General features: G+C 29.6%; 17 protein-coding genes. All 17 read left to right on the forward strand.

Annotation, left to right across the window (positions count from 1 at the left end; all coding sequences use genetic code 11):
- Positions 1–12 precede the first annotated feature (12 nt).
- The 17 genes from AC4PG3_RS04810 to AC4PG3_RS04890 all read left to right on the forward strand — a co-directional run bounded on the left by AC4PG3_RS04810 (position 13) and on the right by AC4PG3_RS04890 (position 21,755).
- Positions 13–945: a DUF1177 domain-containing protein gene (locus AC4PG3_RS04810; RefSeq protein ID WP_492197933.1), complete on the forward strand. Its 933-nt coding sequence runs from the start codon at positions 13–15 to the stop codon at positions 943–945.
- 10 nt (positions 946–955) lie between these two features.
- Positions 956–1,672, forward strand: a complete 717-nt coding sequence (locus tag AC4PG3_RS04815; RefSeq protein ID WP_492197934.1) for an AroM family protein — start codon at positions 956–958, stop codon at positions 1,670–1,672.
- Positions 1,673–1,846: 174 nt separating this feature from the next.
- On the forward strand, positions 1,847–3,577 hold the full coding sequence (locus AC4PG3_RS04820; protein ID WP_492197935.1) for a sigma-54 interaction domain-containing protein: 1,731 nt from the start codon (positions 1,847–1,849) through the stop codon (positions 3,575–3,577).
- 337 nt (positions 3,578–3,914) lie between these two features.
- A complete protein-coding gene (locus tag AC4PG3_RS04825) occupies positions 3,915–5,315 on the forward strand; it encodes an alanine/glycine:cation symporter family protein (RefSeq protein ID WP_492197936.1) in 1,401 nt (466 codons plus the stop codon).
- Positions 5,316–5,514: 199 nt separating this feature from the next.
- Positions 5,515–6,576, forward strand: coding sequence for an alanine racemase (locus AC4PG3_RS04830; RefSeq protein ID WP_492197937.1), 1,062 nt, complete (start codon positions 5,515–5,517; stop codon positions 6,574–6,576).
- Positions 6,577–6,606: 30 nt separating this feature from the next.
- A complete protein-coding gene (gene glsA, locus AC4PG3_RS04835) occupies positions 6,607–7,506 on the forward strand; it encodes a glutaminase A (RefSeq protein WP_492197938.1) in 900 nt (299 codons plus the stop codon).
- 168 nt (positions 7,507–7,674) lie between these two features.
- A complete protein-coding gene (locus AC4PG3_RS04840) occupies positions 7,675–9,276 on the forward strand; it encodes an ATP-binding protein (RefSeq protein ID WP_492197939.1) in 1,602 nt (533 codons plus the stop codon).
- Positions 9,269–9,943: a response regulator gene (locus tag AC4PG3_RS04845; RefSeq protein WP_492197940.1), complete on the forward strand. Its 675-nt coding sequence runs from the start codon at positions 9,269–9,271 to the stop codon at positions 9,941–9,943. The genes AC4PG3_RS04840 and AC4PG3_RS04845 overlap by 8 nt, the downstream gene beginning before the upstream one ends.
- A gap of 160 nt (positions 9,944–10,103) precedes the next feature.
- Positions 10,104–11,402, forward strand: coding sequence for a 2-hydroxycarboxylate transporter family protein (locus AC4PG3_RS04850; RefSeq protein WP_492197941.1), 1,299 nt, complete (start codon positions 10,104–10,106; stop codon positions 11,400–11,402).
- 98 nt (positions 11,403–11,500) lie between these two features.
- Positions 11,501–12,436, forward strand: a complete 936-nt coding sequence (locus AC4PG3_RS04855) for an AEC family transporter (RefSeq protein WP_492197942.1) — start codon at positions 11,501–11,503, stop codon at positions 12,434–12,436.
- A gap of 63 nt (positions 12,437–12,499) precedes the next feature.
- Positions 12,500–12,625 (forward strand): hypothetical protein, encoded by a 126-nt coding sequence (locus AC4PG3_RS04860; protein WP_492197943.1) that lies wholly within the window; start codon positions 12,500–12,502, stop codon positions 12,623–12,625.
- A 216-nt stretch (positions 12,626–12,841) separates the two neighbouring features.
- Positions 12,842–14,218 carry a M20 family metallopeptidase gene (locus AC4PG3_RS04865; RefSeq protein ID WP_492197944.1) on the forward strand — a complete coding sequence of 459 codons (1,377 nt, stop codon included), beginning with the start codon at positions 12,842–12,844 and terminating at the stop codon, positions 14,216–14,218.
- A 125-nt stretch (positions 14,219–14,343) separates the two neighbouring features.
- A complete protein-coding gene (locus AC4PG3_RS04870) occupies positions 14,344–15,603 on the forward strand; it encodes a dihydroorotase (protein WP_492197945.1) in 1,260 nt (419 codons plus the stop codon).
- Positions 15,604–15,669: 66 nt separating this feature from the next.
- Entirely contained in the window at positions 15,670–16,599 is a 930-nt protein-coding gene (gene arcC, locus AC4PG3_RS04875) for a carbamate kinase (protein ID WP_492197946.1), read from the forward strand.
- Between the two features lie 282 nt (positions 16,600–16,881).
- A complete protein-coding gene (locus AC4PG3_RS04880; protein WP_492197947.1) occupies positions 16,882–18,327 on the forward strand; it encodes a sensor domain-containing diguanylate cyclase in 1,446 nt (481 codons plus the stop codon).
- 24 nt (positions 18,328–18,351) lie between these two features.
- Entirely contained in the window at positions 18,352–19,989 is a 1,638-nt protein-coding gene (locus tag AC4PG3_RS04885; RefSeq protein ID WP_492197948.1) for an amidohydrolase, read from the forward strand.
- 182 nt (positions 19,990–20,171) lie between these two features.
- Entirely contained in the window at positions 20,172–21,755 is a 1,584-nt protein-coding gene (locus tag AC4PG3_RS04890) for an N-acyl-D-amino-acid deacylase family protein (protein WP_492197949.1), read from the forward strand.
- Positions 21,756–21,761 lie beyond the last annotated feature (6 nt).

A 21,761-nucleotide genomic window follows, 5' to 3' on the forward strand; every position in this document is an offset into this window, starting at 1 on the left:
GGAGGGGTTTAAATGTTACTAAAACAAATAATGGAAGTATATGAACACATAGATACAGCAACTGCAAATGGTCAACAAATGAAAGAGTATTTGGAGTCATATGGGGCAAAGGATGTAGAAGTGAAAACTATTAAAGGTGAAAAAGGGAAAACCGATTTTATTAGAGTTAGAATCTCAGGAAGAAATGGAAAAGCTAAAGGTAAAGATACACCAACATTAGGAATTTTAGGGAGATTGGGAGGTATTGGAGCAAGACCTGAAATGATAGGAATGGTTTCAGATGCAGATGGAGCTGTAGTAGCATTAGCTGTAGCTGCTAAGCTTCTGGATATGCAAAATAAGGGAGATTTCCTAGATGGAGATGTTATTGTTTCCACCCATATATGTCCAGATGCACCTACTCAACCACATAAACCTGTTCCATTTATGGGTTCGCCAGTAGACATGGCAACTGTAAATAAAGAAGAAGTTGATGGAGAATTAGATGCTATACTGTCTATAGATACTACAAAAGGAAATAAGGTTATAAATCACAGAGGATTTGCTATATCTCCAACAGTTAAAGAAGGATATATATTAAAAGTTAGTAATGACTTATTAGATATTATGGAAATTACCACAGGCAAACTACCAGTTGTGTTTCCTCTAAGTATTCAAGATATTACTCCTTATGGAAATGATTTATATCACATAAACAGTATATTACAACCCTCCACAGCGACCAAAGCACCTGTAGTAGGAATAGCAATTACTACTGAAGTGGCTGTTCCAGGATGTGCTACTGGTGCTAGTCATCCATTGGATTTAGAACAAGCGGCTAGATATACTTTAGAAGTTGCTAAACAGTATGGAAAGGGAAATTGTAAATTCTTTGATGAATTAGAGTTTGACAAAATAATAAAATTATATGGAAAAATGAATCATATACAAACTCTTGGAAAATAGGAGGTGTATTATGAAAAGAAAATTGGGAGCTATAACCATAGGTCAATCACCTAGAAATGATGTAATACCAGAGATGACCAAGTTTTTAGGTGAGGATATTCAGGTGTTAGAATCTGGAGCTTTAGATGGACTTAGTATAGATGAAATAGAGAAATTTTCACCACAAGAAGGGGATTATGTATTAGTTTCGAAATTAAGAGATGGTAGAAGTGTAAAATTTGCTGAAAAACCTATATTACCTCGATTACAAATATGCATTGATAAATTAGAAGAAAAAGATGTGGATATAATATTATTTATATGTACAGGGGTTTTTCCAGATATATTTAAATCAACAGTACCTTTATTATATCCACAAAAGATTATTCATAGTATAGTTCCAAATATATTGGGAAATGCTAAATTAGCAGTAATTACTCCTGATAAGGATCAAGTAGAGCAATCTAAAAACAAATGGGAAGAAACAGTATCAGATGTAGTAGTGGTTCCAGCTTCCCCTTATAAAAAAGAAGATGAATTTTTAGATGCTATTAATATTCTTAAAAAAGAAGATGAATTTTTAGATGCTATTAATATTCTTAAAAAAGAAGATATTGATATAATTGTAATGGACTGTATGGGTTATACTGGAGACATGAAAAGAAGAGTAGCAGATGCTACAGGCAAGATGGTTATCTTATCTAGAACAATTGTTGCGAGAGTAATTGGAGAGATATTGAATAATTAATCAAGTATAGTAATGGAATAAATAAGACTAGTTGTCATTTATTATATAAATCTATAATATAAAATAGAAATATAATAATCTAAATAATAATATTACAAAGAGATGCTTGTTAATGAGGCATCTCTTTTTTTATGATATAATAAATTAAAAATCTAGTAAAATGGAGAGATAAAATTGGAAACATATAGTAATAGTATGAAAGATACTATAAAAAGGTATGCACAAATACTGTCTGAAGTAGTAAAAGTAGATGTGGAAATAGTAGATGAAAAGCTAAATAGAATAGCGGGAACCGGTGAATTTAAGGCAAAAGTAAATATGAATGCATCAGAAGAAGGACATATATATAAGCAAGTTATAGAGACTAAGGAGAGAAATATAAATAGCAATCCTTCAAAACAAAGTATATGTATAGGGTGTCCAAGTATAAAGACTTGTAATCAAAAATTTGGAATAAGCACTCCTATAATACTAAATCAAAGGGTAATAGGGATAATAGGATTTGTAGCATTTACAGATGAAAAAAAGAAACATATAGAAGACAATCTCACTACCTTTTTAAATCTATCGGAACAAATATCGGAACTAATAGCCTTAAAGGAAAAGGAAGAGATAGAAAGAAAAGAGATAATGAATATTATGACAATTTTAAATAAGACCATAGATAAAATGGAAGAGGGAGTAGTAATAATAGATGAAAATCATAATATAATCAAGATAAATTATCTAGGTAAAAAAATTTTAAAAATAGAAGATATAGAAAACAAAAAAATAGATTTAGTTAAAACTGGAAATTCTATATTAGAAAAACAAGAATATATAGCAAAAATAAATGGAGAAGAATTTATAGTAAGTGGGGAAGAATATAAGATTTATTTAAATGATCTTAATTTTAATAAAATTTTTATGTTTAACAATATAGAACATTTAAAGGAAAAAATATTTAATATGACCCATAGTCAAGAAAATATTGACTTAGATAAAACCATAGGAAATAGTCAGAAAATATTAAGTATAAAGGAAAGAATTAGAATAGTGGCTCCTTCTATATCAACAGTATTAATAACTGGAGAAAGTGGAACGGGAAAGGAAATGTTAGCTAGGGCATTACACTCAGAAAGTGATAGAAAAAATCGCCGATTTGTAGCAATAAATTGTGCCTCTATACCAGATGCTCTACTGGAAAGTGAATTATTTGGATATGAAAAAGGGGCTTTCACAGGAGCAGATAATAAGGGCAAAACTGGAAAAATAGAATTTGCCAATAAAGGTACCTTATTTTTAGATGAAATTGGAGATATGCCTTTATATTTACAGGCTAAATTATTAAGGGTATTACAAGATAGAAAAGTAATAAAAGTAGGATCAAATCAAGAAATAGAAGTGGATATAAGAATTGTAGCTGCAACTAATAAAAATTTAGAAAAAATGATAAGGGAAAAAAACTTTAGAGAAGATCTGTATTATAGATTAAATGTAATTCCTATAAATATCCCTTCTTTAAGAGAACGAAAAGAAGATATAGAACTCTTAACAGACCATTTTATAAAAAAATATGTAAAAGAACTAAATAAAAACATAAGCTATATAGATCCATCAATAAGAAAGTATTTATTTAGATATGATTGGCCTGGGAACATAAGAGAGCTTGAAAATACTGTGGAATATATGGTAAATATGACAAATGACGGTATATTAGATCACAATAAACTTCCAAATAAAATAATAAACACTGAAAATAACAATTTTACTCAAGAGTTTAATCTTGAAAAAATAGAAAAGGAGACCATAGAAAAAGCTATAGAAAAATTTGGAAAAACTGTAGAGTCAAAAAAACAAATATCAAAGGAATTGGGTATAGGAATAGCCACACTATATAGAAAACTAGAAAAATACAAAATATAAATAAGTAATTTATCACTATGAGAAATCGCTTATCATTATGATAAATTGGTGTTTTGAAGTGATTAAATTGCACATTTTAGAGAAAACGTTATCTTTAAAAATATCAAAATGAGAAATATGCCAACTGTAAACCTAGGGAAAATCAGGGTTTGTAGTTGGCATAATTATTGCATATATTTATATGTATGAAATAATTATATAAAAAAATAAATCTTATAGTCATTCCGAAATCATTTATATGTAATTAAAAAGATTAGGAGGTGTTAAAATTAATAAATGGAATTTTGTAAGAAATTATTTTGGAGAATTATTATTAATAAAAAAGGAGTGTTAAAACATGTATGAAATGCTTATAAATAATCTGAACAATTGGCTTTATACTTATATTTTAATCGTATTACTAATAGGAACGGGTATATATTTTACCGTTAAGACAAAATTTGTTCAATTTAGATTACTTAAGGATGCGATGAAAGTAGTAACTGAAAAAAAAGAAGATGAAAGTTCGATTTCATCATTTGAAGCATTAATGGTATCTACAGCATCACGTGTAGGAGTAGGAAATATAGCTGGTGTATCAACTGCCATTACAATGGGAGGAGCTGGATCAGTTTTTTGGATGTGGGTAATAGCTTTATTAGGAAGTGCTACTGCTTTTATAGAAAGTACTTTAGCTCAAGTATATAAAGTTAGAGATAAAGATGGAAGTTCTTTTGGAGGTCCAGCTTATTACATAGAAGCGGCTTTAAAAAGTAGAACATTAGGAGTTTTATTTGCTGTCATGCTAATATTTACCTATATGGGTGGTTTCAATATGGTTGCAGCTTTTAATATAGCGTCAGCATTTGAAGGGTATAGTTTTTATTCAGATAGTACACCCATGGTTGTAGGTGCAGTACTTGCAGCAGTAGTAGCATTATGTATATTTGGAGGAGGAAAAAGAGTTAGTAAAATCACAGGAGTAGTAGTACCTGTAATGGCTATATCTTATATAGTAGTATCTTTGGTAATAGTGTTTTCAAACTTAAATTTAATTCCAAAAATGTTTTCAGATATATTTAGTAATGCATTTGACTTTAAAGCAGCATTTGGAGGTTTTACAGGTTCAGCAATAATGTATGGAATAAAGCGTGGACTATATTCTAATGAAGCTGGTGTAGGTTCTGCACCTAATGCAGCAGCAGCAGCAAGTGTTTCTCATCCAGTAAAACAAGGACTTGTTCAAATGTTATCTGTTTTTATAGATACAATGGTATTATGTAGTGCAACAGCATTTATGCTTTTAGCTTCAGGAGTAGCTCCAGATCCAGTACTTAAAGGTGTTCCTTATGTACAATTAGCAATAGCTACAAAATTTGGTGATTTTGGTATTTGGTTTATTACATTTGCATTATTCTGTTTTGCATTTACTTCTATATTAGGTAATTTTTACTATGCAGAGGCAAATCTTAAATATCTAAATAAAAAAACACCAGGTAAAAATATGATTTTAGTATTTAGAATAGTAGCAGTTATAATAGTTTTCTTTGGAGCTCAACTTAATTTTGCAGTAGCATGGGATACAGCTGATGTATTAATGGGGCTTATGGCTCTTATCAATATTCCAGTGATTGCTATATTAGGAAATATCTCTATAAAATGTCTTAATGATTATACAAAACAAAAATCAGAAGGAAAAAATCCTGTATTTAAGGCTGAAAGTATAAACTTAAATGAAAAAGTAGATTTCTGGAATTAATTATATTATAAGAAAAGCGTCTATCGGCGCATTAAAGGTAGCTTTTCTTGAAACTCATTTAGGTCAAAGTTCTAAATTATAAAAGATAAAAAGTAGAACTTTCCTATTCGTTATAAAAAAGAAATAGGGTTTAATTTAAAACCCTATTTCCTTACATATATTTACTATAAATTATTTAGTGAAAGAGGAGAGTATTTAAATGTATCCAAAGGTAAGAGTAGATTCTAAAAAATTAAAAAATAATATTAATACATTAAAATCTCTATGTAGAGAAAGAGGCATAGAGATTGCAGGAGTAACTAAAGTATTTGCAGGGAATTCAAAAATAGCCAAAATATTAGTTGATGGAGGTATGAAGAAATTAGCAGATTCTAGAATTGAGAATTTAAAAAATCTAAAGGATTTAAATTGTGAAAAATGGTTAATAAGGCCACCTATGAAAACACAAATAGACGATTTAATAGAATATGCAGATGTATCCCTAAACTCAGAATTAGAAATAATAGAAGAAATTGATAAAAAGGCAAGGGAAAAACAAAAGATTCATAAAGTAATACTAATGGTTGATTTAGGAGATATAAGGGAGGGCTATGTAGATTATGATGAATTAATAGATGTATCTATTAAAGTAGAAAAAATGGAAAATGTCCATTTATATGGAATAGGAGTAAATCTAACCTGTTTTTCATTTATACAATCTAGCAGGGAAAAACTAGAAGAGCTAGTCCGCATAGCTGAAAAAATAGAAAGTAAGATAAATAGACAATTAGAAATAATAAGTGGAGGAAACTCAGCTACAATAGATTTAATGTTAAGAAATGAAATTCCAAGTAGAGTAAATAATTTGAGACTTGGAGAGTCTATATTATTCGGTAAGGAAAGGGCAAAATATAAATACCTAGAAAATACAAATAAAGATGTATTTATAATAGAAGCTGAAATAATAGAAATCAAAGATAAACCATCTATGCCTTGGGGTGAAATCGGAGTAGACTCCTATGGAAATAAACCTGAGTTTACAGACATGGGAATTAGAAAAAAGGCTATTTGCGCCTTGGGAAAACAAGATTTTGACGTAGAAACTTCTAGAGTAGTTGACGAAAATATAAAAATACTAGGATCTAGCTCAGATCATTTAATGTTAGATATTACGGATTCTAAAACAAAATATAAACTAGGTGATATAATAGAAATAGAATTAGGTTATTTTTCAACTATGAGGGCATTTACATCAAAATATGTTGAAAAAAATGTATTATAAAGTACTTAATTATAATAGAAGGAGGAAGTAATGGAAAAAATATTAAAAGATACTTTAGAAAAAAATAGGGAAATAGCTAAACAGGGGAATTTAGCGGATTATATTCCTGCACTGACTAAGGCAAATAAAGAACATCTAGCTATATGTATAATAGATGGAAAAAAGGAATATAAAATAGGAGATTTTGATGTAAAGTTTACCATACAAAGTATATCAAAGGTAATAGCATTGATGTTAGCTTTAATGGATAATGGAGAAAAAATATTTGAAAAAGTAGGTTTAGAAGGTACAGCAGATCCATTTAATTCCCTATATAAATTAGACTTTCCACATATAGATAAACCGGCAAATCCTATGATGAATGTAGGAGCAATATCTACTACAGCTCAGATACATGGAGATAAGATAAATAGGATAATAGATCTTATGAAGGAAATAACTGGAAATGAAGAATTAAAATATAATGAAGAAGTATATAGATCGGAAAGTGAAACGGGAGATAAAAACAAGGCTATGGCCTATCTAATGAAATGCAGAGGGATTATAGAAGGAGACCCAGAAGAAGCACTAGATCATTACTTTAAACAATGTTCAATAGAGGTAACGGCCTATGACTTAGCTAAAATAGGATATTTCTTATCAAATGGTTGTAGAGGATTAAAATCCTACGGAAAAATGGATAGAGAAAATTTAAGTAAAAAATTACTTGCCATAATGACAATCGGAGGAATGTATGATTTCAGCGGTGAATATGCTGCAAATGTTGGTATACCTACAAAATCAGGAGTAGGTGGCGGAATAATGGGAGCGGTTCCTAGAAAAATGGGAATAGGAATATTTAGTCCTCCATTAGATAGAAATGGAAATTCCATAGCTGGAAGACATATAATGGAAGATTTATCAAAGGAATTAAATCTTAGTATATTTTAATATATAATAAAAAGCCTAATAGTCTAGAAAAAATTCTAAACTATTAGGCTTTTTTATAAATTACTTAAAATTTTCACATGTAAGGGCGCTAAATCCTTTATCTAACCACTAACCAAAAGTATAAAAAAATATGATACAATAAACTTATCAATTATCAGGAGATAAAAAATGAAAAAAACAAAATTTAGCTTAAGAACAAAAATTACATTCTTTACCACATTGATTATTATATTTTCAATAGTATTTATTTCTATGCTTTTCTATAGGTGGACTCTTGATAGTTTAAGAGATAAAATCCAAACTAACAATATGAATATGGCTATAAATATAGGGAATTATTCATATTTTGGTGATCTATTAGAATTAGGTGATGAAGAAGGAGTGATTCAAGATTACGCGCATGCTACTTTGAAGGATTCAAAGAATATAGACTTTATTGTAATCTCTGATATGAATAGTATAAGATTTTCTCATCCTAATCCAGAGAGGATAGGACAAATTTTTGTAGGCGGAGATGAAGATAGAGTAAAAGAAAATGGAGATACATATTTTACAGAAGAAGTAGGAACTCTAGGTAGATCTATAAGAGCCTTTTCACCAGTTTTCAATTCAGAAGGAGAACAAACTGGATTTGTAGTAATAGGTACATTATTAAAAAAATATATAAATATTAAAAATGATGCATTAGAAGATATCTTAATATATTCCCTAGGTGGATTATTAATTGGATTATTTGGAGCTTTTGTATTAACTCACAATATAAAACAGAGTTTATTAGGCTTAGAACCAGAGGAAATAAGCAGAATTTATACAGAAAAGTCAAGTATGCTTGAAGCTATACAGGAGGGAATTATCTCCATAGATATAAATAGAGAAATAACTACAATAAATGATTCGGCTAAGAGAATACTAAATATAAGAGAAATAGACTCAATAGGTAGAAAGGTATCCTCTATAATTCCAAACAATAAGATGGAATATGTTTTAGAAACTGGAGAGTCAGTTATAGATAAAGAGAGAACTTTAAATGGTGCACATATAGTTACAAATATTGTTCCTATAAAAAATAAAGAAAACATAGTAGGTGCTGTAGCTACTTTTAGAGATAGAACAGAGGCAACTAAATTAGCAGAAGAAATTACAGGATATGCTCAAATAGTAAATGCACTTCGAGCTAATTCACATGAATTTTTAAATAAACTTCATATAATACTTGGTCTTATACAAATTGGAGAAATAGAAGAAGCCAAAGAATTTATATTAGGTGTGAAAAGAAATCAGCAACAAATAATTTCAAATATAATGAAAAAGATAAAAGATCCAATATTAATAGGTCTTTTACTTGGGAAAGAAAGTAGAGCTAAAGAATTAGGAGTACAATTTGAGGTAAGTGAAAAGTCTTTTATAGAAGAGATTTCAGATAAAAATTTAAGAACTAAAATAATAACTATTTTAGGAAACTTAATTGAAAATGCTTTTGAAGCTACAATATATAAAAAAGGAAACAATAAAAAGGTAGTTTTAGAGATATTTGAGCAAGATAAATATATAGAAATAATTCTAGAAGATAATGGAGTTGGCATAAAAGAAAATGATGTAGAAGATATATTTAAAACAGGTTATAGTACTAAGGGAGAACATAGAGGAACAGGCCTAGCTCTTATAAGAGAAAACCTTGATAATTTATCTGGAGAGATAGATATAGACTCAAAAGTAGGAAAAGGCACAAAGATAAAAGTTGTTATTCCTAAGGGGGATGAGAATGCATAGAGTGTTAATAGTAGAAGATGATCCAATGGTGGCGAAGATAAACAAAACTTATACTGAAAAAGTGGAAGGTTTTAAAATTGTAGGAGTATGTAAAGATGAAGTTGAAACTTTAAAATTTATAAGAAAAAATCCAATAGATTTAATAATTTTAGATGTATATCTACCTAGAGGAGACGGTATTTCTATATTAAATAAATTGAGAGCAGGAAAAATTAATTGCGATGTAATAATGGTTACAGCTTCTAATGAAGTAGACAAAATAGAAGAAACTCTTAAGCTTGGAGTTATTGACTATCTAATAAAACCTTTTGAATATGAAAGGCTTAAAGAGGCATTAGAAAAATATAGAGCTAGAAAAAATTTACTAGAAGGTAAAGATAATATTACTCAAAAAGAATTAGACAAGTTATTAAATGAATCAAATAAAAAAAATAAAGAAATTGCAAAAGGACTAAACAAATACACTTTAAATAGTATTATAAATTTTTTAGAAAATAATAATATAGATTCCTTTAGTGCTGAAGAAATTTCACTTAAATTAGACATATCAAAGGTAACCATAAGAAAATATATGGACTATCTAGAGAAATCTGGATATATAGTTAAAAAAATGGAATATGGTAATCTTGGAAGGCCTAGTTATATTTATGAAAAACTAACTAAATAGTAAAAAAACTAACAATGTTTTTTTTATTTACTTAATGTTTAGAATAATGTTTAAATATTCTCTTAAATTTCTTTTTTTAATATAATGAAATCAAGTTATAGAATATATGAAAGAAATTATTTTTATACTTTTTAAATTATATTAAGGAGGAATATTTATCATGAGTGATCAAGCTATCAAGATACAATCCAATAGTAGTTATCAGATTATGGATATGCCTATTGGAGCTTTTGCCCTTATATCTACAATAATATTAGGTGCAGCTTACATGGAAGTTTTACCAGGAGGAATGGTAGGAGCTTATCCTATAATGATGGTAATGGGAGCCATTTTAAATGAGGTGGGAAATAGACTTCCTATTGTTAGAAGTTATTTAGGTGGAGGACCGATAGTTATTATATTTGGTTCTGCTGCTTTAGCAACATTCAATCTGATTCCAGAATCGGCTAGTGCTATTATGACTAGTTTTATGAAAGAGGAAGCATTTCTAAACTTTTATATTGCAGCACTTATAACTGGTAGTATTTTAGGAATGGATAGAAAATTACTTATTAAAGCTTCAGCAAGATATTTACCTGTAATTTTAGGTGGAGTTGTAATATCATTTGGTTTGACAGGATTAGTTGGTGCAATTATGGGATATGGTGCAAAAGAAGCTATACTTTATGTTTCCCTTCCTATAATGGGTGGTGGAATGGGAGCAGGAGCTGTACCTCTATCTCAAATATTTGGACAGAGTTTAAGTGTAGATCCTTCAGCTATACTATCTAGAATGGTTCCAGCTTTAGCACTTGGTAATGCGATAGCAATAGTATTTGCAGGACTTTTAAATAGAGTGACTAAGGGTAATTCAAAATTCTCTGGAGATGGGAAACTAATGGTGGATCAAGAAGAACCAGATGTAGAAAAGGAAAATAAATCTCCTATAGACTACAAATTATTAGGTATGGGACTATTATTTTCAACTACATTTTATGTATGGGGAAGTATATTGGCTAAATTTATACCAATACACTCCTATGCACTTATGATAATAAGTGTAGCTGTAGTAAAGGCATTGGGAATACTTCCGAAGAAATATGAATTAGGAGCTACTCAATGGTTTAAATTTATAATGAATAATTTGACACCAGCTCTTTTAGTGGGGATTGGAGTTGCATATACTGATTTGAATGAAGTAATAAGTGCTATTTCGCTAACATATGTAGTGTTAGTAAGTATGACTGTAATAGGTGCAATAATTGGTTCAGGATTAGTTGGTAAAATGCTAGGTTTCTACCCTGTAGAAGCTTCTATAACAGGTGGACTGTGTATGGCGAATATGGGTGGAACTGGAGATGTAGCGGTATTATCTGCTGCAGATAGAATGATTCTTATGCCATTTGCTCAAATTTCATCTCGTTTAGGTGGGGCATTTATGATGATCCTTGCAACCGCACTTTTGAGATTTTTAGCATAAAGATGAGTTTAAACAAGCCTCTTGAAGTTTCAAGGGGCTTTTATAATTTTGAAATAATCTATGATATAATAAAAGATATCTAAATTGGAGGTGAAGATTTGTTTTTAAAATCTGTAGAAACTGTATTGGTAATGATTATACTCATATCTGTAGGAATTTTTCTATCTTATTTAAAATGGATAAATAAGGATATAAAAGAATTTTTAGTTAAATTAATTTTAAAAATATCTGTACCAGCTCTTACTGTGTATAATTTCTTTGAAACACTAGATAGAGAACTAATTACAAAGTTTGGGAAATATATTATAATTATAATGATCTCAATGTCAATATTGTATTTAGTTAACTCATTTATAGCTAAAATAATACATATAAGACCTATTAGATCTGGAAGCTTTGTGGCCATGGGAGTAGTATCAAATAGTGTATTTTTTGGACTTCCTGTAAGCTTAGGTCTATTTGGAGATAAAAGTCTTCCATTTGTACTACTTTATTATATTGGAAATACTTTGATGTTTTGGGGACTATGTGGTCCTAGAATTATGAAAGATGGAGATAGAGATATAAAAAAGAGGTTTGATATTAAAAAAATATTAAATGTACCCTTAGTAACTGTGCTTATTTCTGGAACTTTACTATACTTGAATTTCATTCCACCATCCATTGTACTAAAGGTTTCTAAATATTTAAGTAGTTTTGTAACCCCACTAGCTTCTATAGTTATAGGAAAGATAATATATGATATAGATTTCAAAAAATTTAAATTTGAAAAATCTATGATAGTGGTTATATTTATGAGATTTATAGTTGCTCCAATTCTTATGTTTTCAATTACTACTTTGTTTAATCTTCCGAGTTTGGCTATTCAAGTATTTACTATTCAATCTGCAATGCCAGTTATGACACAAACTACATTAGTAGCAGAGATGTATGGAGCAGATTCTCAATATGTGGCTACAACACTATCTTTAACCACTTTGCTTAGTTTATTTTTTATCCCACTATATATGGTAATGCTTCAGTCATTTATGTAAGTTGAAAAGTATAAATTCTATTAAATCAGACATAATAATACTAAACTTTTAGGAGGTTTTATTATGGAAGATAAAAATAAATTAAATGAAGTAAATTTGGCTAATGTAAGTGAAGATGAGCTAAATAAAATAAAAGGTCTTGAAAAACAATTAGGTGAAAAATATTATCTAATAGCTTTTGAAAAATAAGAATAGAAATTTAAAACTGTCATGTTGTACAACATGACAGTTTTTTTATAATAAACATGACAGTTCTTTATTAATTTTTAATGCTTTAATATTTGAAAAAACATATAATGTAGCCTTTACTTTGAGTAATATGAGATTTAAAATTGACATATATATATAATTAAAATCAAGAGTATTTTAACCCTATAAAAGATGAAAATAAGGAGGATATTTAAAATGACAGGGATAATAGCTAAAAGGACTATAGATGAAAAGAGTTCATTACTTTCTGATTTAGCAATGAAAATTTGGAAAAATCCAGAAATAGCTTATACTGAGTATAAAGCAAGTAAATGGACTGCTGAATTCTTAGAAAAGCAAGGATTTAAGGTTGAAATCGGATATGCAGGGGTACCAACTGCAATCAAAGCTACTTGGGGTAGTGGTAAACCTGTAATTGGGTTTTTAGGAGAATATGATGCTCTACCTGGTATGAGTCAAAAGGTTTCAACAAATAAAGATCCTGTAGAAGAAGGTTCTCCAGGACAAGGCTGTGGACATAATCTTCTTGGTGTAGCTCATGTTGGTGCAGTACTTGGTATGAAAAAAGAAATGGAAGAAAGAAATCTTAAAGGAACCATAATATACTATGGTTGTCCAGGTGAAGAGGTTCTTACAGGGAAATCATTTATGGCGCGTGGAGGTGGATTTAAGGAAATAGATATATCAATAGCTTGGCATCCATTTACTAAAAACAACATTTCAATAGGAACTTCTACAGGGCTTAATTCTGCAAAGTTTCACTTTAAAGGTCGTACTGCACACGCAGGAGGAGATCCGCATAATGGTCGCAGTGCCTTAGATGCAATTGAGCTGATGAATGTTGGAGCACAGTATCTTCGTGAACATGTTACTAATGATGTACGTATACACTATATTATAACTGAAGGTGGAACTGCCCCAAATATAGTTCCTGATAAAGCTTCTTCATGGTATTATGTAAGAGCATTATCAAGAGAATCTGTTGTAGATACATACAACAGACTTGTAAAGATAGCTAAAGGTGCAGCTATGATGACTGAAACTGAAGTTGATATAGAATTTTTAGGTGGTTGCTATAATACTTTACAAAATAAGGTTCTTGTAGATCTTATTCATAATACGATGCAAGAAGTAGAATTACCGGAATGGACTGAAGAAGAGCTTAAATTTGCAGAAGAACTTAATAAGGTAAGTGCAAATTACGCTAAAATGGTAGCATCAGGAGAAATATCTGAAGGTACACATATGGATAATAGAGTGGGTCCAATTGTAAATAAAAATTCATATGGTTCTACTGATGTAGGAGATGTTCAACATATAGTTCCTGGAGTTATGTTCTATACAGCAACTCATAATATAGGTGCTGCAGGGCATAGTTGGCAAATAACTGCATGCGCTGGCAGTTCACTTGGTATTAAGGGAATGCTTTATGCTGCAAAAGTAATGGCAGTTGCTGGAATTAAAGCTCTAGAAGATCCGAGTATTATTGAAGATGCTAAAGCTGAATTTAAAGAAGTTATGAAAGGTAAGACCTATGAATGTCCAATTCCAGATGAAGTTCCTATTCCGTAATGTAATCGCTGAATCTTGTGGACATTTCTATAGAAAAAATAAATAAAAATACTTTAAAGTCGCTTTATAATAAGGCGACTTTTTTATGATATAATAAATTTAATATATGATTGCGGAGGGATATAATGATAATTAAAAATGGAAGAGTTATAAATCCGAGTACTGATTTTGATGAAATCACTGACTTAATAATAGAAGATGGAAAGATAAAAGCTATAGGTAAATTTGATGATCTAGTAGATGAGGAAGTAATAGATGCAAAAGGATGTGTAGTTGCCCCAGGATTTGTTGATATACATGTTCATTTTAGAGAACCAGGATTTACTTATAAGGAAGATATAGAGTCAGGCTCCAACTCTGCAGCAGCTGGAGGATTTACTACTGTAGTTGCCATGGCAAATACAAAGCCAATAATAGATAATGAGGATGTATTAAAATCTGTATTAGAGAAGATGGAAAAGTCTAAGATAAATGTCTATACTGTAGCAGCTATTACAAAGGGATTTGAAGGTAAAGAACTAGTAGATATGGAAAAATTATATGAATTAGGAGCTATTGGATTTAGTGATGATGGAATTCCGATAAATAACGAAGATATAATACTTAAAGCTATGCTAAAGGCAAAAGAATTAGATATTCCATTAAGCTTTCATGAGGAGAGTCCAAAGCTAATTGGAATTCCAGGAATTAATGAAGGTGAAATTTCAAAGAAGTTTAATATAAAAGGAGCTCCAAATGTATCAGAAGATGTGATGGTAGCTAGGGATAGTATGTTGGCCTTACATACTGGTGCTAAAGTAGATATACAGCATATTAGCTCAAGAAACTCTGTGGATATGGTAAGATTTATAAAGGGTCTAGGTGCAAATGTATGGGCTGAAGTTACCCCTCATCATTTTTCACTAACAGAGGATGAAGTATTAAAACATAAATCCTTAGCAAAGATGAATCCACCACTTAGAACTGAAGAGGATAGAGCGAAGATAATTGAGGGATTAAAGGATGGTACAATTGAAATTATAGCTACAGATCATGCACCCCACAGTAGAGAAGAAAAAAATGTAGATTTAGCTAAAGCTCCAAGTGGAATAATAGGTCTTGAAACATCTATTAGCTTAGGGATTACAAATTTAGTTAGAAAAGATCATCTATCATTAGTGGAATTACTTAAAAAGATGACTATTAATCCTGCTAAACTATATAATTTAGACTGTGGGACCCTAAATATAGGTTCTAATGCTGATATTGTAATATTCAAAGAAGACGAATCCTATGTAGTAGATAAATTCCAGTCTAAATCTTCAAACTCACCATTTATAGGACAAACCTTATATGGTAAGGTAAAATATACTATTTGTAGTGGAAAAATAGTTTATAAAAATTAATTGACAAATATGGTGTATTTCTGATAAAATTTTTTAGATTTAATTAAACTAAGAAAGAGGGATGAGATGAGTAAAATAGTGTTAGCACTTGGTGGAAATGCACTTGGTAATTCACCAGAAGAACAGTTGGAATTAGTTACAAATACGGCAATCTCAATAGTTGATCTTATAGAAGATGGGAACCAAGTATTAATAGTTCATGGAAATGGACCTCAAGTAGGTATGATAAACTTAGGGATGAATGTAGCATCTGAAATAAATAAAAATGTACCTAGCATTCCTCTTACTGAATGTGGAGCAATGAGTCAAGGGTATATAGGATATCATTTACAAAATGCCATAGGAAATGAATTAAGAAAGAGAAGTATAAAAAAATCTACATCTTGTATAATTACTCAAGTCTTAGTAGATAAAGATGATTCTGCTTTTAAAAATCCACAAAAATTTGTAGGTAGTTTTTATTCTAAAGAAGAAGCAGAAGAAATACAAAAGGAAAAAGGATATATTATGGTTGAGGACTCAAATAGGGGCTATAGAAGAGTAGTTCCATCTCCCAAACCTATAGAAGTGATAGAAAAAGAAATAATAAATGAACTATATAATAGTGGACACATAATAATTGCTTGTGGCGGTGGAGGAATACCTGTAGTAGAAGAAGATGGTTACTTAAGAGGAATAGACGCTGTAATAGATAAAGATTTAGCAGCAGAAAAATTAGCAGAAATAGTAGATGCAGACTATTTTATTGTTTTAACAGCTGTAAATAAAGTTGCAATTAACTTTGGCAAGGAAAACCAAAGAGATTTAGACGAGATTACTATAGATGAAGCTTATAAACTAGTTGAAGAAGGACACTTTGCACCGGGAAGTATGCTACCTAAAGTATTAGCAAGTATAGAATTTGCTAAATCCAAAGAAGGCAGAGTTTCAATTATAGGAGCCCTAGAAAATGCAAAGGAAGCTTTAGTAGGAAAAGATGGTACAATGATAAAATAAACTAAAAGAGGCTAAAAAAACAGATTATCTCTTAAAAGAGATAGTCTGTTTTTTTAGCTTAAATTTGCTATTGTAAAGATTTCTTAATATTCTACAAATAAATTTATGACTATGATATAATCTGCTTAATAGGGGTGTTAATATGAAAAAAATGCTAAACCTCATAAAGAAATATTTAAATATTTTTTAATAGTTTTGGCTTTATTGTCACTTTCATCTATATCAATTTTTTTACATAGAGAAAATTTTAATATAAGAGCAGAACTTAAAGAATTAAAAAATATGGAAAAAAGCATAATATCAAATCAGTCAGAAGTAATTTCAAAAGAAATAGAAAGTATTGTATCAGATTTAAAATTTTTAGTTGAAATGTATGAATTAAAACCCCAAGATAAAATAGAAATAGAAAATCAATGGCGTTTATTTTGTGAAAATAAAAAGATGTATGATCATATTAGATATATAGATAAATGGGGAAAAGAAAAAATTAGAGTAAACTATTATTCTAAAAATAATGAGAGTAAGTGCGTAAAAGATTGTGAATTAAAAGACAAATCTGACTTCGGTTATGTGCAAAAAACATTAAGTTTAGACAAAGGACAAGTCTATATCTCTAAACTAAATTTAAATGTGAAAAATGGGGATGTTGAAAAACCAATCAAACCTATTATTAGATTTTCTACACCAATATTTGATAGTTCTGGGAATGTAGATGGGATAATTGTAATAAATTATCTTGCCAAATATACAATTGAGGAATTTAAAGACATAAGTAAATTTAGCAACGGAGATATTTACTTACTAAATCAAGATGGATATTTTTTATATAGCAATAATCAAGAAGATGAATGGGGGTTTATGTATAAGGAGAAGAAAGATATAAGTTTTAAAAAGTATTATAGTGAAGAATGGGATAGAATTCAAAGGGGACAAAATGGATTTATAACAGATAATGGCTTGTTTATACACTCCCTAGTAAACTTAGAAGAAGTTTATAAATTAAATGAAAATAATTTCAAAGTAGATCTTATATTTTCGGAGGGAAGCTGGAGAGTTGTTTCTCTTATACCTAATGATGGGAAATTTAAAAGTTTGTTTGAAACTAATTTGTCTTTTAGAATTAATAGAATCATTAAAAAATACTTGTTTTATTTTTCAAACTTGGTCTTAGTTTCTTTAATAATTTCATTGACCATATTTTTAATAAAAAAATCATATTTAAGGACTAAATTTCTATCTGAATATGACAGCATGACTCAAACTCTAAATAGAAGGGCAGGGTTTTTAAGATTAAAGATGGATTTTGAAATACATAAAAAATATAATCGTGGATTAAGCCTATGTTTTATAGATGCCAATGGATTAAAGCAGATAAATGACTTGCTTGGACATAGTTATGGAGATGAGCTAATAACAACAACAGTAAATACAATTAAAAGCACAATAAGAGATACAGATTATATCATAAGGATTGGGGGAGATGAATTTATAATTGTACTTAATAATACAAATGGTCATCAAGCAAGAAAAATCTGGGAAAGAGTTTCAAATAAACTTGAAAAAATAAACCAAGAAGAGGATAGAAAATATAAGATAAGTGTAAGTTGTGGTATAATTGAAGTCCATGATAATGAAAATAGAACTATAGAAGAATTGATCTCTAGTGCAGATAAAAAGATGTATGAGGAGAAGAAGAGTTTCAAAAAACAATATGATATAATTAAATAAAACTTACTATAAGGGGGTTTTTTGATGATAAAATTATTTAAAAATGGTAAAATTCATACTATGGATTGTGATTTAGAAAAAGCAGATACTTTTATAGTGAAAGGTAATAAATTTGAATATGTAGGTAATCAAAAAGAAGCCTATGAGCATTTAAAGGAAATGGGAGATAATTATGAGGAAATTGATTTGGAGGACAAATTAGTGATTCCTGGTTTAAATGATTCTCATATGCACTTTATACATTTTGCTAAGGCACTACTTAGTGTAAATCTAGTAGGAACAAAGAGTATTGATGAAATTAAAACTCGATTGAAAGTTAAGGTAGATAGTAGAGATAAAGGAGATACTTCATGGCTAGAAGGAGAAGGCTGGAATCATGATTATTTTGAAGATGAAAAAAGATTTCTAAATAAATTTGACCTAGATGAGGTAAGTAAGGACATTCCTATGCTTGTAATGAGGACATGTTTTCATATTGGAGTTTTAAACACCCCTGCTTTAGAAATTTTAAATATTACTAAGGAAACTGCAGACACATACGGTGATTTAATAGAAACCTTGCCAGATGGAGAGCCAAATGGAATTATTAAGGAGAGTCTATTAGACGAAGTAAAGGCAAAGATTTCTAGTTTAACCTTTGACACTACTAAGGAGATTATTTTAAAAGCCCAAATTGAAGCTTTTAAGCAAGGACTTACTTCTTTACAAAGTGATGACTTTGGATATGTGCCTAATTTTGATTATGACTTTTTGTTTGATGTGTTAAAAGATTTAGATGAAAGTGGGAATTTAAAAGTTCGTATAGGTGAACAGTGTCTATTTGGAAACAAAGAAAAAATCCAAGAGTTTTTTGACAAGGATTATAGACATGGATGGGGAACAGATAAATACAGAGTGACTTGTATTAAAATATTGAATGATGGATCTTTAGGTGCTAGGACTGCAGCTTTGAGAAGTTCCTATAATGATGATTCTACTACTAAGGGACTAGAGATGTTTAGTCAAGAAGAATTAGATGGAATGGTATTATTATCTCATAAAAATAATTGCCCAGTAGCAATTCATGCAATTGGAGATAGAGCTATTGAAATGGCACTTAATTCAATTGAAAAGGCAAGAAAAACCTATCCGGAAAATAAACCACGTCATGGAATAGTTCACTGTCAAGTAACTGATGAAGAACTGATAAATCGATTTAAAGAACTGGATGTATTAGCCTTTATTCAACCTATATTTATTGACTATGATATGAATATTATAAATGAAAGGGTAGGAGAAAAACTGGCTAATACTTCTTATGCTTGGAAGACTATGATTGACAAAGGGGTTCATGTATCTTTTGGAACTGATTGTCCTGTAGAGCCTTTTAATACTATGCCTAATATATATACTGCAGTGACTAGAAAAAATATTACTGGGGATACAAAAAAAGTGTTCTTAGAAGATCAAAAAATAGATATGAATAATGCAATTTATGCCTATACTGTTGAAGGTGCATATGCTTCAGGTGAAGAAGAAATTAAGGGAAGTATATCTAAAGGTAAATTTGCAGACTTTATTGTATTGGACAAAGATTTATTTAATCTAAATAATGAAGAAGAGATTCTTGAGACTAAAGTATTAAAGACATTTATAGATGGTGAATTAGTATATAAAAAATAAAAAAAGAAAGGTCTTGGTAGTGAAAAAGCTACCAAGACCTTTCTTTTTTTATAAATCTATCAAATCTTTTTAAGATTCTACAATATGCATATTGTAAATTAATTGTGATTTTACTAGTAGATGTTTCATAGAATTATTATGGGCATTTTTATGAGATAAATATGGAAAGGTAGGTAAATTAAATGATTAAGGTGGATTATATACTTAAAAATGGATATATTGTCGATGGGAATAGGATTAAGCCATATAAAGGAAACATAGCTATTAGAGATAAATACATATTTGATATAAGTACAGATGATAAAAAATATGAAGGTGAAACAATCGATGTTTCAGAAAAAATTATCTCCCCAGGTTTTATTGATATACATAGCCACTCAGATATATGTTATTTAGCATCAAATAAATCCATGAGTAAAATTTATCAAGGTATAACAACAGAAATAGTGGGAAATTGTGGTATATCCTGTATTCCTCTATTGGAAAACAATATAGATGAGGTAACAAAATATTTTAATGGAAGTTTACAAATGAAATTAGACACTGACAAACTAAAGGTTAAAAATATTTTAGAATACAAAAAAGAAATGGACAAAATAGATTTACCTGTAAATCTAGGAGTACTAATAGGTCATGGAACACTTAGAGCTAGTGTGATGGGATTTGATGATAGACCTCCTACTGACTATGAAATGGATAAGATGTGTGAAATTCTATCAAAAGAACTCCAAAATGGTGCTATTGGATTATCATTAGGACTCATATATCCTCCAGGAAGCTTTTCTGAAAAAGATGAAATAGAGAAACTTGCTAAAGTAGTAAGAGAAAATGGCAAGATATTGACAGTACATATGAGAAATGAAGGAGATAAAATTTTTGATGCTGTAGATGAGATGATAGATGTAGCAAGAAATACAGGAGTGCATTTGCATATTTCTCATTTAAAACTTATAGGTAAAAAACAATGGGGTAAGTCCAATCTACTACTTGAAAAAATAGATAAAGCAAAAGAGGAAGGCTTAAAGATAACCTGTGATCAATATCCATATACTGCTACCTCAACTTCTCTATCTGCCCTTATTCCAAAATGGGCTCATGATGGGGGTACAAAAAAGATGTTAGGAAGACTAAGAAAATTTGATAGTAGATTGAATATAGATATAGCAAAAGAAATTGAAAATAGAGGAGGAGCAAGCTGTATTTCAATATCAGAAACTAAAGGATATATAAAAAACATAGAAGGCTTAAGTGTAGAAGAGATCTCTAAAAAATTAAATTTAAATCCAGTAAATACTATAAAAACTATATTACTTAAATCTAAGAATAATATATCTGCTGTATATCATTCTTTAAATAATATGGATGTATTAAATATTATGGAAAAGATGTATATATCTGTTGGAAGCGACGGATATGCTTTTAGTCTTGAAGAGAATAATACTAATCCTCATCCTAGAAGCTTTGGAACATTTCCGAAATTTTTAGAGATGGTTAAAGAGAATAATTTAATGGAAATTGAAGATGCAGTTTATAAAATGACAAAATTAAATGCTGATATATTAAGATTTAAAGATAGAGGGACATTAGAAATAGGAAAAATTGCAGATATTACAGTCTTCGATTATGATGCTATAAAGGATAATTCTACATTTACTAATTCTAGAGTAAAGCCATCTGGAATCGAACATGTTTTTATTAATGGCAAACCAGCAGTGCTTTATGGGGATGAGAAATTTTTAAATAATGGGAAAGTATTACTAAAATAGTAAAAG

This window comes from Tissierella sp. QWL-11 (assembly GCF_058683765.1).